The sequence below is a fragment of the Pseudarthrobacter sp. MDT1-22 genome (assembly GCF_054511035.1).
Genome location: NZ_JBTNDK010000005.1, coordinates 22154 through 36333, shown reverse-complemented (window position 1 = coordinate 36333; position 14180 = coordinate 22154). Strand labels below are relative to the sequence as shown.

The 14180-nt window shown below is 66.5% G+C and carries 12 protein-coding genes and 1 tRNA gene; 7 read left to right on the top strand and 6 right to left on the bottom strand.

The features are described from left to right. Positions 1–5: 5 nt before the first annotated feature. The 3 genes from ACX80M_RS05810 (at position 6) to ACX80M_RS05800 (ending at position 3867) form a co-directional block, all read left to right on the top strand. A complete protein-coding gene (locus ACX80M_RS05810; protein ID WP_459309233.1) occupies positions 6–1814 on the top strand; it encodes an ABC transporter ATP-binding protein in 1809 nt (602 codons plus the stop codon). After that, positions 1811–3709: an ABC transporter ATP-binding protein gene (locus ACX80M_RS05805; RefSeq protein ID WP_252614112.1), complete on the top strand. Its 1899-nt coding sequence runs from the start codon at positions 1811–1813 to the stop codon at positions 3707–3709. The genes ACX80M_RS05810 and ACX80M_RS05805 overlap by 4 nt, the downstream gene beginning before the upstream one ends. Positions 3710–3790: 81 nt before the next feature. After that, positions 3791–3867 (top strand) — tRNA-Pro (locus ACX80M_RS05800). Positions 3868–4052: 185 nt separating this feature from the next. Here ACX80M_RS05800 and ACX80M_RS05795 read toward each other — a convergent pair. Further along, positions 4053–4220, bottom strand: a complete 168-nt coding sequence (locus ACX80M_RS05795; RefSeq protein WP_252600306.1) for a hypothetical protein — start codon at positions 4218–4220, stop codon at positions 4053–4055. A 132-nt stretch (positions 4221–4352) separates the two neighbouring features. Here ACX80M_RS05795 and ACX80M_RS05790 point away from each other — a divergent pair, with 132 nt between their 5' ends. After that, positions 4353–5627, top strand: coding sequence for a helix-turn-helix domain-containing protein (locus tag ACX80M_RS05790; protein WP_252609755.1), 1275 nt, complete (start codon positions 4353–4355; stop codon positions 5625–5627). 39 nt (positions 5628–5666) lie between these two features. On the opposite strand, the gene ACX80M_RS05785 is transcribed toward ACX80M_RS05790, so the two are convergent. Next, positions 5667–6620 carry a phosphoribosylaminoimidazolesuccinocarboxamide synthase gene (locus ACX80M_RS05785; protein WP_459309232.1) on the bottom strand — a complete coding sequence of 318 codons (954 nt, stop codon included), beginning with the start codon at positions 6618–6620 and terminating at the stop codon, positions 5667–5669. Between the two features lies 1 nt (position 6621). After that, the gene (gene purD, locus ACX80M_RS05780; protein WP_252600354.1) at positions 6622–7950 is read right to left on the bottom strand and encodes a phosphoribosylamine--glycine ligase; all 1329 of its coding nucleotides are present in this window, start codon (positions 7948–7950) and stop codon (positions 6622–6624) included. A 104-nt stretch (positions 7951–8054) separates the two neighbouring features. Here purD and ACX80M_RS05775 point away from each other — a divergent pair, with 104 nt between their 5' ends. From ACX80M_RS05775 to ACX80M_RS05765, 3 genes are read left to right on the top strand one after another with little or no spacing between them, the layout of a single operon-like run. Beyond that, positions 8055–9632 carry a molybdopterin-dependent oxidoreductase gene (locus ACX80M_RS05775; protein ID WP_459309231.1) on the top strand — a complete coding sequence of 526 codons (1578 nt, stop codon included), beginning with the start codon at positions 8055–8057 and terminating at the stop codon, positions 9630–9632. A 36-nt stretch (positions 9633–9668) separates the two neighbouring features. Then, on the top strand, positions 9669–10685 hold the full coding sequence (locus tag ACX80M_RS05770) for an asparaginase (protein WP_252614114.1): 1017 nt from the start codon (positions 9669–9671) through the stop codon (positions 10683–10685). Beyond that, on the top strand, positions 10685–11062 hold the full coding sequence (locus tag ACX80M_RS05765; protein WP_252600299.1) for a sterol carrier family protein: 378 nt from the start codon (positions 10685–10687) through the stop codon (positions 11060–11062). Before ACX80M_RS05770 ends, ACX80M_RS05765 begins: the two co-directional genes overlap by 1 nt. An 88-nt stretch (positions 11063–11150) precedes the next feature. On the opposite strand, the gene ACX80M_RS05760 is transcribed toward ACX80M_RS05765, so the two are convergent. The 3 genes from ACX80M_RS05760 to ACX80M_RS05750 form a co-directional block, all read right to left on the bottom strand. After that, positions 11151–11828, bottom strand: coding sequence for an HAD family hydrolase (locus tag ACX80M_RS05760; protein ID WP_252600298.1), 678 nt, complete (start codon positions 11826–11828; stop codon positions 11151–11153). Positions 11829–11872: 44 nt separating this feature from the next. Beyond that, positions 11873–12163: a YegP family protein gene (locus ACX80M_RS05755; protein ID WP_252570412.1), complete on the bottom strand. Its 291-nt coding sequence runs from the start codon at positions 12161–12163 to the stop codon at positions 11873–11875. Positions 12164–12286: 123 nt separating this feature from the next. After that, positions 12287–14089: a glycoside hydrolase family 15 protein gene (locus tag ACX80M_RS05750; RefSeq protein ID WP_459309230.1), complete on the bottom strand. Its 1803-nt coding sequence runs from the start codon at positions 14087–14089 to the stop codon at positions 12287–12289. Between the last annotated feature and the right edge of the window lie 91 nt (positions 14090–14180).

Below are 14180 nucleotides of genomic sequence, written 5' to 3'. Positions count from 1 at the left end.
CGGGCATGGCCAAGCAGACCTCATTTTTCAGATCCATCAGCCGTCTTTACCCTCACGTGAGGCCGATCATCCCCCGGCTGGTGATGGGGCTACTCTGCGCACTTCTGGCCAGCGTCGTGGCGCTGACCATACCGCAGGTGCTGCGCGTCCTCGTAAATGAGTCCCTCAAACCCGGTGGCGCGTCGGACGCCGTCTGGACTGCCGCCGTCGTCATCCTGGTCCTGGGCATCGCCGAGGCGGGACTCGTGGCCCTCCGCCGGCAGTTTGTGATCAACCCGGCCACCACCGTGGAAACCCGGATGCGGGTCTCGCTCTATGGGCACCTGCAGGACCTGACTGTGTCCTTCCACGACCGCTGGGGCTCCGGCCAGCTGCTGTCGCGTGCCATGACGGACCTGAACTTCCTGCGCCGCTGGATGGCTTTCGGTGCCATCATGCTGGTGGTCACCACGCTCACGGTGGTCATCGGCATTGTGGTTATGTTCTCCATGAGCTGGCAGCTGGCCCTGATTTTCCTGGCCGCAGCGGTGCCCGTCATGGCCTACGGTTTCCGGTTCCGGACGCGCTTCAGCAAGGTGGCGCGGCGGAGCCAGGACCAGGCCGGCGACCTCGCCACCACGGTGGAGGAATCCGTCCACGGCATCCGCGTCCTGAAGGCCTTCGGCCGCAGCCGCGAGGCCCTGGAGAACTTCAACGAGCAGGCCGAGGAACTCCGCCAGACCGAGATCGTGAAGGCCAAGCACCAGGCAACGTTCACCATGGTGGTTACCCTGCTGCCGGAACTCGCGCTCGGCGCCGGGCTGGTGGTGGGTGTGATGCTCTGCGCCAGCGGCCAGTTGAGCATCGGCGCCCTGGTGGCTTTCTTCGCCACCGCCGCCGTCATTGCGACGCCGGTGGAGTTCTCCGGCATGCTGCTGGCCATGGCACTCACCGCCAAGTCCGCCGTCGACCGCCACTTCGAGGTCATGGATTCGGTCAACACCATCACCAGTCCCCCGGCGCCGCGCACCCCCTCGCAGCTGAAGGGCGCGCTCAGCTTCAAGAACGCCACATTCGCGTTCGAGGACGCACCGGACAAGCCCATCCTCAAAGAGATCAATCTGGACGTCCGGCCGGGCGAGACCATGGCCCTGGTGGGCATCACGGGAAGCGGCAAGAGCGCGCTGATCCAGCTGGTCCCGCGCCTGTTCGACGTCACCGACGGCTCCATCACCATCGACGGGGTGGACCTGCGCGAGTTCGACGTCGACGGGCTCCGGCGCGTGGTGGGCGTCGCGTTCGAGGACACCACGCTGTTCTCCAATTCCGTCCGCAACAACGTGCTCCTCGGGGCGCCCGACCGGACCGAGGGAGCCCTGGACGAAGCCCTGGATGTAGCGCAGGCGCACTTCGCGTACTCGCTGCCGGAAGGCGTGGCCACCCTCATCGGCGAGGAGGGACTGAGCCTCTCCGGCGGGCAGCGGCAGCGGATCGCCCTGGCCCGGGCCATCGCGGCGCGGCCCCGGGTCCTCGTACTGGACGATCCGCTCTCGGCCCTGGACGTGCACACCGAGGAGCTTGTGGAGACCCGGCTCCGCGCGGTCCTGAAGGACACCACCACGCTGATCGTCGCGCACCGCCCGTCCACCGTGGCGCTGGCCGACCGGGTGGCGCTGCTCGAGGATGGCCGGATCGCCGCCGTCGGAACCCACACGGAACTTCTGGCGCACAACCCCCATTACCGCTACGTCATCGCCAGCCTGGACCAGGAACCACGGGACCTGGATTCGGAACTGTCGGAGCTTGAGGACGAGTCAGAGGACAGCATCCGATGAGTAACACAACCTTCGGCACCGCCAACGAGGACGACACCCACCTCAGCAAGTCGGACAGTAAAACCGTACGACGGCGGTCGCTCGCCCTTTTGGCCACCCTGATCCGTCCGGTGCGGCTCAGGTTCTGGCTGACCATCGCCACCGTGGTCCTGTCCCAGGCCGCGCGCGTGGCCGGGCCTGCACTGATCGCGTTCGGCATCGACCACGCGCTCCCGTCGTTGCAGGCGGGCGACAACCTCCCTCTGGTGCTTACCGGCGTCGCCTACCTGCTCGCAGCGATCGCGACGGCGGGACTCACCGCCCTCTACGTCACCTCCACCGCGCGGCTCAGCCAGGCGATGCTGCTGGACCTGCGCGTCCGGGTCTTCCGGCACACGCAGCGCCTGAGCCTGGAGTTCCACGAAAAGTACACGTCGGGACGGATCATCGCCCGGCAGACCTCGGACCTGGATGCGCTGCGGGAACTCCTCGACTCCGGCGTCAGCTCCCTGGCCTCGGGCCTGCTGTTTATGGTCTTCACGGCTGTGACGGTGTTTGCCTTGGACTGGCGCAGCGGGCTGATCGTGCTGGCCGCCGGCGTCCCGATGTACTTCCTTTCGCGCTGGTACCAGAAGCACTCCCAGATCGTATTCCGCGAATCCCGGGTGGTGTCCGCCCGGCTGATTGTGCATTTTGTGGAGACCATGACCGGGATCCGCGCCGTGAAGGCTTTCCGAAGGGAAACTGAGAACGCCGGGACGTATGGCCGGCTGGCTGAGGACTACCGGCTGGTAACGGTCCGCTCTATCAACCTCAACGGCATCTTCCAGCCCGGGCTGGTGCTGATCGGCAACGTCTGCGTGGCCGTGGTGCTCCTGTTTGGCGGGTTCCGTGTGCTGGGCGGGGACCTTGCCGTGGGCGTGCTGCTGGCACTGATCCTGTCCACCAAACGCTTCTTCCAGCCGGTGGACCAGATGGCCATGTTCTACAACTCCTTCCAGAGCGCCCAGGCTGCCCTGGAGAAGGTGTCCGGCCTGCTGGAGGAGGTTCCCACGGTCCGTCCGCCCAAGAACCCTGTTGCGCTCCGCGATGCCAGGGGCGCCGTCGATTTCAAGGGTGTGGAGTTCCGCTACGGCGACGGCCCTGTGGTCATCCCCACCATGGACCTGCACATCCCCGCCGGCCAGACCGTTGCCCTGGTGGGGCAGACCGGCGCCGGGAAATCCACGCTTGCCAAGCTGATCGCCCGCTTCTACGACGTCTCCTCCGGCTCCCTGACCCTGGACGGAGTGGACCTGCGCAGCCTCACCACCACGGACCTGCGCCGGAACATCGTGATGGTCACGCAGGAGGCGTTCCTGTTCAGCGGCTCCGTGGCGGACAACATCGCCCTTGGCCGGCCGGAGGCTTCCCGGGCGGAGATCGAGGATGCTGCCCGGGCCGTGGGCGCCCACGACTTCATTACCGAACTCCCCGAAGGCTATGACACCGATGTCAACAAGCGCGGCGGCAGGGTGTCCTCCGGGCAACGGCAGCTGATCAGCTTCGCCAGGGCGTTCCTGGCCCGGCCGGCGGTGCTGATCCTGGACGAGGCCACCTCGTCGCTGGATATCCCCTCTGAGCGGCTCGTCCAGAGCGGCCTGGCGCGCCTTCTGCGGGCAACGTCCGACGCCGGCAGTCCGGCAGGTGCCCCGGGCTCGTCTGGTGCGGGGTTTGCGACCGAGGGCTCAGCTTCTGCGGGCGGCGGCCGGACGGCGCTGATCATCGCGCACCGCCTCTCCACCGTCGAAACCGCCGACCGCGTCCTGGTGGTCCATGACGGCCGCGTGGTTGAGGACGGCACCCCCGCGGAACTCATCGGCGGCGGCGGACGCTTCGCAGACCTCCACGGCGCCTGGAAGGACTCCCTGGACTAGGGATCTGACCCGGCCGGCGCCGCCGATTTCGCATCCGGGCCCGGCGTCGGCTATCCTTGTAAAGTTGCTTTTGCAGCGGATCGGGATGTGGCGCAGCTTGGTAGCGCGCGTCGTTCGGGACGACGAGGTCGCAGGTTCAAATCCTGTCATCCCGACCAATCGAAAGAGGGTCTCCCCCAGGGGAGGCCCTCTTTTGTATCTCCCGGCGGTCAAGTACCCGGGGCAGAACCGTCACGTGTCCGGGCAAAGAAATAGCCCCGAGGCATGATGACCATGCCCCGGGGCCGCGCCTCCTGAGAGGATTCCTTACATCGGGTCAGTTGCCCACGTTGGTGGTGTAGGTCTAGCCCTTGTCCTTGACGGGCTTGGACATTGGATCGGGCCAGTTGCCAACGGCTACGGATACGCCGGTGGTATCGGCGATGGAACCTGCCGACAGGACAGCCGGGGCCGCCGCAGAAAATGCCAAGGCAGCAGCAAGTAGGCCTGCGGCCGCAATATTCTTCAACATATGAGTTCCTCAATACGAGTCGGATTCGTTACAAAGTCAGCACTGTCCTTGTTGACATACATTGTAAAATGTTTTGCACAGGTACTGTCAAGCATTGAGTACAAAGACTGTCCAGAATCAGGAGGAATTCCCGTGGGCAACGGATTCGGGGAGAAGCTCCGTGCGGAGCGTCTCGAACGTGGGCTGACACAGGCTGCACTGGGCAAGGACCTGTATTCCCCCAGTTATATCTCCCTCCTCGAAACCGGCCGCCGTGAGCCGACGGCCGAAGTCATCGAGGAGCTCGCCCGCAGGCTGGAGCTGGCGCCCAAGGCGCTGGAAGCCTGGAGCCAACCCATCACAGTCAGCGACGCCGAGTACGTCCTGGCCGGCCTCTACGCGCGCCAGGCCTGGGACCTCAGGGACTATCCGCTGGCGGCCACCCACGCAGCCACCGCGGCCCAGATAGCTCTGGAGGGCAAGAACACCAGCGCGTGGTGGAACATGACCTACATGCAGGCCGAATGCCTGATCAAACAGGGCAACTGGCAGGAATGCCAAAAGATCATGCAGCACCTCCTGGAGCACCCGATGGCCACGGAATCTGCCGGCCTCGCCGTCCGTGCCCGCCAGATGCTCGCCGCTATCTGCCAGGGCCAGGGCCAGCTGAGCACTGCCGTCGAACATGCGCTGGCGGCCGTACAACTCTGCGGCCAGCTGCCCAACGGATCCACCCTGATCATCGGCGCCTACCGCGCGCTGATCGGGGCGCTGGCGGAGAGCGGCCGCCTGGATGAGGCCTGGAAATACTGCCAGGCCATGAATGACCAGATGGACGAGCACTCCATGTCCCAGCTCGCCGGTGAGGTTGCCTGGGTGATCGGCAACGTGGCCTTTATGCGGCACGATTACCCCGAAGGCATCAAGTACCACGAGCGCGCCGCCCGGATGCTGTCACCTGCCAACGACATCGATCTGTGGGCCCGTTTCAACAAGGCCTCGGCCGCCGTCCGGCTGTCCTCCGGAATCGTAGAACCGGAAACACTTTCCAGCATCGAGCGCGCCGAACTGGCGCTGTCCATTGTGGGCGGCAACAAGAGCGACCAACTCGAAGTTGCGTTTATCCGCGCGCGCTGGCTTTATCTCACCGGCGACATCGTGGCTGCCATCAACAAGCTCCGGGAAATCCACGCCGAATCCGGCGCGCTGGCCAAGCACACGGCCGGGGAAGTCTCACTCCTGCTGGGCAAGTCGCTGAAGGCCGCCGGTGAGTCCGACGAAGCCCTGGTCTACCTCGAAGAAGCGCAGAAGGCCTTCAGTGCCGCGGGAGCCTCGGACCGTGTCCAGCAGGCCCTGGACGCGGTCCTTGAGATCAGACTCGCCCAGCAGCGGGCCGCCGCAGGAGCGAAAAACGCCAAGGCAAGCTAGTAACGGGCCCGGCCGGAAGCCGGGCCCGTCAAAGGTGTTCTAGGCGAACGTCCTGCCGGTGATTTTCTCGTAGGCCTCGACGTAGCGGCCGCGCGTCCGGGCCACCACGTCTGCGGGCAGGGCTGGCGGTGGCGATTCGGAGGACCGGTCCCAGCCTGATTCGGCGGACGTCAGCCAGTCGCGCACATACTGCTTGTCGTAAGAAGGCTGCGCTTTGCCCGGCTCATACGTGGCCGCATCCCAGAAACGCGAGGAATCCGGTGTCAGGACCTCATCGCCCAGGGTGATGGCCCCGGACACGGCGTCGTAGCCGAACTCAACCTTGGTGTCGGCCAGGATGATGCCGCGTTCGCGGGCGATCTTCTCCGCGCCGGTGTAGATCTTGAGGGTCAGCTCGCTGAGGCGTGCGGCGATGTCGTCCCCCACCATGGCCACAACATCGTTGTAGGAGATGTTCTCGTCATGCTCGCCCACCTCGGCCTTGGCCGACGGTGTGAAGATCGCCTGTTCCAGCCGGGATCCGTCCACCAGGCCTGGCGGCAGCGGAATCTCGCAGACCGTACCCCTGGCCTTGTACTCCAGCAGTCCGGAGCCGGTGAGGTAGCCGCGGGCGATGCATTCCACAGGGAACATGTCCAGCTTCCTGCAGATCATCGCGCGGCCTTCCACGGCCGCGGGAACGCCGTCTTCCACGGTGGACCCCAGCACGTGGTGGACCACGTCAAGCTGGTCGAACCACCAGAGGCTCAACTGCGTGAGGATGCGGCCCTTGTCCGGGATTTCGCGGGCCAGCACGTGGTCGTAGGCGCTGATGCGGTCGCTTGCCACCACCAGGACGCAGTCCTGGCCCACCTGCCGGCGGATGGCTTCGTCCGCCGGCTCGTAGAGGTCGCGGACCTTGCCGGAGTAAACGTGCGTCCAGCCCGGCAGGTCCAGGGTTTCGGTGCTGAAGCCGCGGGGCTGCTGTGGTTCCTGAGCGGAGTTCTCAGTCATGTTATGCCTTCGCCTTAGTGACGGGGAGCGATCCGGTGGCAGATCCGGTGGCCAGGGCCGTTACCTTGATTTCGCCACGGGCGGCTTTGCGGCCAATGTCCGTCCGGAACTGGGAGCCTTCCAGCTGAACCAGCTCCACGCCGTCGTACGCCCGTTCCCGGGCCTCCACCAGGTCGCTGCCGAGGGCAACGACGGCGAGCACCCGGCCGCCGGCGGAGATCACCTTGCCGTCGTCGTCGAGCGCAGTGCCTGCGTGGATCACGTGCACGCCGTCGAGCTCGTCCACCTTCTTGAGTCCGCGGATGCGGTCACCGGTGCGCGGGGTGTCCGGGTAGTTTTCGGACGCGACGACGACGGCGACGGCGGTCTCCTTGGACCAGCGCAGCTCGTCTGCCTTGTCCAGTTCGCCCTTGGCGGCTGCCAGCAGCAGCGCACCGAGGGGGGTCTTGAGCCGGGCCAGGACGGCCTGCGTCTCGGGGTCGCCGAAGCGGACGTTGAATTCGATGACGCGGGTGCCGCGCGTGGTCAGCGCCAGGCCCACAAACAGCACACCCACAAACGGGGTGCCGCGGTTGGCCATCTCGTTGACCGTGGGCTGCGCGACGCGGTCGATGACTTCCTGGACCAGCCCGGCCGGGGCCCATTCCAGCGGCGTATAGGCACCCATGCCGCCGGTGTTGGGGCCTTCGTCGTTGTCGAAGATGCGTTTGAAGTCCTGCGCCGGGGACAGTGCCACGGTGTTGCGGCCGTCACAGAGGACAAAAACGGAAACCTCGGGGCCATCGAGGAACTCCTCGATCACCACGGTGCCGGCGGCGTCGAAGCACGTCTGCGCATGGGCCAGGGCTTCGTCGCGGTTGTTGGTGACCACCACGCCCTTGCCGGCGGCGAGGCCGTCATCCTTCACCACATAGGGTGCGCCGAAGGTGTCCAGGGCCGCGGCGGCTTCCTCGGCGTTTGTGGCCACCATCGCCATGGCCGTGGGGACTCCCGCTTCGGCCATAACTTCCTTGGCGAACGCTTTGGAGGCTTCCAGCTGCGCTGCGGCCTTGCTGGGGCCAAAGACCGGAATGCCGGCGGCGCGGACGGCGTCGGACACCCCGGCAGCCAGCGGCGCCTCGGGGCCCACCACCACGAGGTCCACGCCGAGCTTGGTGGCCAGCGCCGCGACGGCGTCGGGATCATTCCCGTCAATGTTGTGGGTGGGGACCAGCTTGCTGATGCCGGCGTTGCCGGGAGCCGCATGGACCTCGGATACGTTGGGGTCGGCGAGCAGGGAGCGGACAATGGCGTGTTCGCGGCCTCCAGGGCCAATGACGAGTACCTTCACAGTCTCCAAGGGTACTTTGTGCACCCTGCCCTTTCCTAAGGGGGTGCTCCTAAGCTGTGTCCTCGCCCGGCCATCCCTGCGGCCCGCCGCAACGAATCCAAGGCATGAAGAAGCTTCTGAAGTGGCTCAAGGACCCCGCCGCAATGGCCGCGCTGGCAGGCGTGGCGGCTGCCGCCGTCGTACTTTCCGTAGCGGAGCTGATCGGAGCGTTCTTTACCGCCCGGGCAACTCCGGTGATCGCGTTGGGGTCCACGTTCATCGACTTCACACCGCCGTGGATGAAGGACTTTGCCATCGCCACGTTCGGCACGAATGACAAAGCCGCGCTGTTTGTGGGGATGGGCCTGACCATTTTGCTGCTGGCCTGCGTGCTGGGTGTGGTGGCCTACCGCAAGTGGGCGCTGGGCGTTGCCGGTGTGCTGCTGATGGGCGCGGTGATCGTGGCCAGCGTGGTGACTCGGGCCAGCGTGAAGCCGCTGGATGCCATCCCCACCGTGCTGGGCACAATTGCAGGGCTGGTGGTGCTGCGGCTGCTGATCGCCCCGCTCTGGCGGCTGAAGTCCTGGCCCGAGGCTCCTGCCGACACGGGCGCCGCGGAACCTGACCGTCCCGCCACCAGCCGCCGACGCTTCTTCGCCGCGGCCGGGATCACCGTGGCCGGCGCTGGGATCGCAGCCACGGGCGGACGCCTGCTCAGCGCCGCCCGCAGCAACATCACCAAGGCCCGCGAGGCCCTGCAGCTGCCCACCCCGGCAAAGGCCGCGGCCGCTGTGCCCGCCGGCGTCCAGTCTCCGGCAGCCGGCGTCGGCCCCTGGCTGACCCCCAACGGGGACTTCTACCGGATCGATACCGCCCTGAGCGTGCCCGAAATCAACGCCGAAGACTGGGAGCTCCGCGTGCACGGGCTGGTGGAGGAAGAGGTCCGCCTCACCTTCCAGGACCTGCTCGACGCCGACCTCATCGAATCGCACGTGACCCTCACCTGTGTTTCCAATCCCGTGGGCGGAAACCTCGCCGGGAACGCTCGCTGGCTCGGCCTTCCCATCCGCGAGGTCCTCAAGCGCGCACGTCCCAAGGACGGTGCGGACATGGTGCTGTCGACGTCGATCGATGGCTTCAGCGCCTCCACGCCGCTGGAGGTCCTGCAGGATGACCGCGATGCCATGCTGGCGATCGGCATGAACGGCGAGCCCCTGCCGCTGGAGCACGGCTATCCGGTGCGCATGGTGGTGCCCGGGCTGTACGGTTTTGTCTCCGCCACCAAGTGGGTGGTGGACCTGGAAGTGACGCGGTTCGCGGACAGCAAGGCCTACTGGACCCAGCGCGGCTGGTCCGAGCGCGGCCCCATCAAGACCATGGCCCGGGTGGAAGTTCCGAAGTCCTTCGCCAAGGTGCCCGCCGGCCGGGTGGCGATCGGCGGCACTGCGTGGGCACAGACCCGCGGCATCACCAAGGTGGAAGTCCAGATCGACAACAACCCCTGGGCCGAGGCAGTCCTGTCCACCGCGGCGTCCCTCATCACGTGGCGCCAGTGGTCCTTCGACTGGGAAGCCACACCGGGACCGCACTACATCAAGGTCCGCGCCACCGACGGAACGGGCGAGGTCCAGACCGATCAGCGGGCCGATCCGGTGCCCGACGGCGCCTCCGGCTGGCAGTCTGTCATGGTCACCGTGGAGTAGCCCGGCATTCGCCGATTCCGCCCCTAGACTGGCATCATGCCGCACAACCCGCATGCCACGTTCACCGTGGACTCCGCTGTCGAACTCGCCGTTATTGAACGAAGCGGTTTTGTGGAGTCCCGGCACATCGGCTCAGCCGTCGTACTGTCCGGCGACGGGTCCGTAGTCACAGAACTCGGTGACATCCGGACTCCCTTGTACGCACGGTCCGCGCTTAAACCGCTGCAGGCCCTGGCGGCCATGCAGTCCGGAGTTCCGCTGCGCGGCGCTCAGGTGGCGCTGGCCTGCGGCAGCCACGTGGGCTCCCTGGACCATATGGACGTGGTGGAGGGAATGCTCAAGGCCGCCGGCGTCCGGGAGGACCAGCTCCAGTGCCCCGCCGCCTGGCCGCAGGACGAGACGGCCCGCAACTGGCTGGTCAGGTCCGAAAAGGGCAAATCGAAGCTAGCCTTCAACTGCTCCGGCAAGCACGCCGCCTTCCTGTGGGCCTGCACCGAAAACGGCTGGGACACCCACAGCTACCTTGAACCGAACCATCCTCTGCAGCAGCGCGTCCGAAGTGTGATCGAGGAATACAGCGGCGAAAAGATCGCCCACCTGGGCATTGACGGGTGTGGGGCCCCGGTGGCCGCCATTTCGCTGACCGGGTTGGCGCGAGCGTTCTCGATGCTGGCCAAGGCCCCGGGCGACAAAAATTCCAACGCCCGCGCCGCCACCATCGCCACGTCCATGCTCGACTACCCCTGGGCCGTCCAGGGGCGCGGCGAGGCCAACACCATCGTGATGGACGAACTGGGCATCATCGCCAAGATTGGTGCCGAGGGCGTCCTGGCCATGGCCACACCCCAGGGTGTCTCGGTGGCCATCAAGATGCTTGACGGGAATCTGCGGGCCACGTCCCTGGTGGGTCTGACCCTCCTCGCCGCGGTTGGCGCCGTGGATATCCCCGGCGTCTCCAGCGTCCTCGAAAAAGTGGTGGCCCCGGTGATGGGCGGCAGCCACGAGGTGGGCAAGATCCGCCTGGGCCCGGCCGTGTCCGCGCTCCTGGACTGATGGCTGTAGCACGCCGTCGGATCGGCATTGAAGAAGGCACAGCGGCACTGGCCGCATGGCAGGAAGCCGCCGCATCGCCGTCGGACATTCCGCTCCCCCGCAACGTCACCGCCACGGCCGTGCGGTACACGCTGGAGGAGGTGACCGCGCGGGCGCCGGGGAACTCGGTGGAGGTGCGGGTGCCGCCGTTCGGCGTCACCCAGTGCGTGGAGGGACCGCGGCACACCCGCGGAACCCCGCCCAACGTGATCGAATGCGACGCCGCCACCTGGCTTGGTATGGTGACCGGCCAGTTGAGCTGGTCGGACGCTGTCGCGGCGCACAAGGTGTCCGCCTCCGGCCTGCGCGCTGACCTCTCAGGCCTGCTCCCCCTCTAACCTGCCCCACCCTCCCAACCGTCCCGGCACCGGCGCGAACGGACAGTTAAGCCCCCGCGGGCAGGGCCGCAAGTGTCCCCTCGCGCTATTAGGCGCCGGCGGGGTTCGATTCCAGCGTCAGCAGCCTGCCGATGGCGCTTGCCTGCAGGTTGTCCAGGAGGTCCCGGGGGCCGTTGTAGACCTCGGCCGCGCCTGACTCGCGGAGTTCGGCGGCGCTGGTCCCGCCGCAGGTGACGCCGATGGCAGGGATTCCCAACGCGGCAGCAGCTTGCATGTCCCACACCGCATCCCCCACATAGACTGCTCCGGCCGCGGCCACACCAACAGCTTCAAGCGCGGCCACGAGGATGTCCGGGGCCGGCTTGCTTGCCTTCGCATCGTCCGCGCTGGTGGCGGCATGGATGAACGAGTCCGCACCAAGGGCTTTGCGGGTGGCCTTCAGATCCTGCGTTCGTGCCGATGATGCCAGGGCGACGGCGAGTCCCCCGGCGTGGCACTGCGCAAGCAGCTCCTTGGCGCCGTCGAACGGTCGCAGCGACGGCCAGCTCTGCGCGAAGACTGCCGCATGGCTGGCCAGGATGTCGGCGTCGGCCTCGCGGTCCCGGCCAGCAGGAAGAAGCGTGTCCACCAAACGATCGCCACCCATCCCGACGCACCGGTGAATGGCGGCCATGGGGACGTCATGCTGGTGCTGTCGGAACGCCTGCCACCACGCGAGCGTGTGGATGTAGGCGGAGTCCACCAGGGTCCCATCAACGTCAAACAAGACGCCCCATCGCCGCCCGCGGACCAGGGCGTGGCTCTGGGTGATCACCCGACTACAGCGCGAGCGGCCCCGGACAGCTTCTTGCCTCGGGCGGCGCTATCCTTCGGGGATGACGTGGGGCCAATCCGATCCCGGATCACGGTTCCGGCACCGTTGTTACTGAAGTCCCTGATCAGGCCTGTGCCGGCAATCTCGCGGGCCATCGCAATGCCGGCCACCGCTGCGCGCTTCGTTGGGAAGGTCACCGAGATAGCCATCAGGCTTCCTGAACCATCCAACATCCGTACCCTGTAGCCGCCGTCAGGCGCATCCACCAGCTCAAAATGTCCGGCCATTACAACCACCCCTCGTTCAGTCGCGGCGCTGAGCCCCATTAGGAGCGCTCCGCAAGTCTAGTAAGTATACTTACCTTTCTCCCGGACGTGAAGAGCGGGGCAGGCCCTCAGGCCCTCATTGCCCTACCTGTCTGTCTCCGGGGGAATAGGTGTGTCACTGCGGCGAACCGTATCCTGATGAAGCTCAAGAGCGCTTGTCACAAGCGCGAAGTGACTGAAGGCCTGGGGCGTATTGCCCAGCTGCCGCCCTGCCCTGACGCCCCATTCCTCACTGAGCAGGCCCACATCGTTGCGGAGTTCGAGCAACCGCTCGAAGAGTTCGGTGGACTCCTCGGTGCGTCCCGCGCCCAGCAGGGCCTCCACCAACCAGAACGAGCAGGCCAGGAACACCCCTTCGTCTCCCGGGAGGCCGTCGTCGCTGTCGGCGGGACGGTAGCGGAGCACAAAACCGTCTTCGGTGAGCTCCCGCTGGATCGCGTCAATGGTCCCCAGCACCCGGGGATCATCCGGCGACAGGAAGCCCACCCGCGGGATCAACAGCAGGCTGGCATCCAGTTCGGGCCGGCCATACGCCTGCACAAAGGTGTTGCGGACGGGGTCGAAGCCGTTGGCCATGACGTCCCGGTGGATGGTGTCGCGAAGGGCCTCCCAGCGTTCCACGGGGCCGGGCAGGCCGAAATCGCGGACGCCTTTAACCATCCGGTCTGCGGCCACCCAGGCCATCACCTTGGAATGCGTGAAATGGCGCCGCGGCCCGCGCATCTCCCAGAGTCCGTTGTCCGGCTGGTCCCAGATGGTCTCCAGGTGCTGCATCAGGGCCACCTGGACGTCCCAGGACTCGTCCGTGTGTTTCAGCAGGGAGTTCCTGGTCAGCGCCAGGCAGTCCAGGACCTCGCCCCAGACGTCCAGTTGAAGCTGCTCGGCGGCGCCGTTGCCGGTCCGTACCGGTTTTGAATTCTCGTACCCGGCAAGCCACGGCAGTTCCATTTCCGGAAGCCTGCGTTCGCCGTGGATTCCGTACATGATCTGCAGGTCGGCCGGATCGCCCGCCACAGCGCGGAGCAGCCAGTCACGCCAGGCGGCAGCCTCGGTGGTGTAGCCGGCGGCCAGGAGCGCCTGCAGCGTCATGGTGGCGTCCCGCAGCCAGCAGAAGCGGTAATCCCAGTTGCGGGGACCGCCCAGCTGTTCCGGCAGGGACGTGGTGACCGCAGCGACGATGCCGCCCGTGGGAGCGTAGGTCAGCGCCTTCAGGGTCACCAGCGAACGGACCACGGCATCCTGGTACTTTCCCTGGACGGTGCACTGGGATGCCCAGCCGCGCCAGAAGGCCAGGGTGATGCCCAGCACTACCTCGGCGTCCACCGTGTGCGGGCGGGGAACGTGGCTGGGCGCCCACGTCAGGACAAAGGGGATGCGCTCCCCCGCGTGGACTGTGAAGTCACTGACGGAGTGCATGTTCTCGCCGTGAAGCGGCGCCTTGGTGACGAAGTAGACGGAGTCCGGGCCGGCGATGGCATGCAGGCCGTGCCTGTCGCGCCGCACCCAGGGAACGATATGCCCGTAGTCGAACCTCAGCGCCAGTTCACCGTGCATCCTGACGCTTCCCCTCACGCCCTCAACGATCCGCACGATGTCCGCCACCGCGTCGCGTGGCGGCATGAAGTCAATAACCCTGACGGTACCCTCCGGGGTTTCCCATTCTGTTTCCAGGATCAGGGTCCCCTCCCGGTAGCCGCGCCTGGTGCAGGTGCCGCCGCTCTCGGGTGCCAGTAGCCATCGTCCGGCCTCAGGCGTATCCAGGAGCGCGTTGAAACATGCCGGCGAGTCGAAGCGCGGCAGGCAAAGCCAGTCGATGGAGCCCTCGGTGCTGACCAGGGCGCCGGTGTGGAGGTCGCCAACAACTGCATAATCTTCAATGCGCGCCATTCCCATACACTGCCACAAGGATGGGCCCTGCCGGAGAAAACAACCGTGAATGATAGTGGCAAAGCACAGCGGTGTACCGTGAGTTGACGGC

Coding starts and splice junctions, on each gene's coding strand:
- ACX80M_RS05755 (WP_252570412.1), bottom strand. CDS start 12,163: ATGGCCGGACATTTTGAGCTGGTGGATGCGCCTGACGGCGGCTACAGG.
- ACX80M_RS05785 (WP_459309232.1), bottom strand. CDS start 6,620: ATGACTGAGAACTCCGCTCAGGAACCACAGCAGCCCCGCGGCTTCAGC.
- ACX80M_RS05775 (WP_459309231.1), top strand. CDS start 8,055: ATGAAGAAGCTTCTGAAGTGGCTCAAGGACCCCGCCGCAATGGCCGCG.
- ACX80M_RS05810 (WP_459309233.1), top strand. CDS start 6: ATGGCCAAGCAGACCTCATTTTTCAGATCCATCAGCCGTCTTTACCCT.
- ACX80M_RS05765 (WP_252600299.1), top strand. CDS start 10,685: ATGGCTGTAGCACGCCGTCGGATCGGCATTGAAGAAGGCACAGCGGCA.
- ACX80M_RS05805 (WP_252614112.1), top strand. CDS start 1,811: ATGAGTAACACAACCTTCGGCACCGCCAACGAGGACGACACCCACCTC.
- ACX80M_RS05770 (WP_252614114.1), top strand. CDS start 9,669: ATGCCGCACAACCCGCATGCCACGTTCACCGTGGACTCCGCTGTCGAA.
- ACX80M_RS05750 (WP_459309230.1), bottom strand. CDS start 14,089: ATGGCGCGCATTGAAGATTATGCAGTTGTTGGCGACCTCCACACCGGC.
- ACX80M_RS05795 (WP_252600306.1), bottom strand. CDS start 4,220: ATGTTGAAGAATATTGCGGCCGCAGGCCTACTTGCTGCTGCCTTGGCA.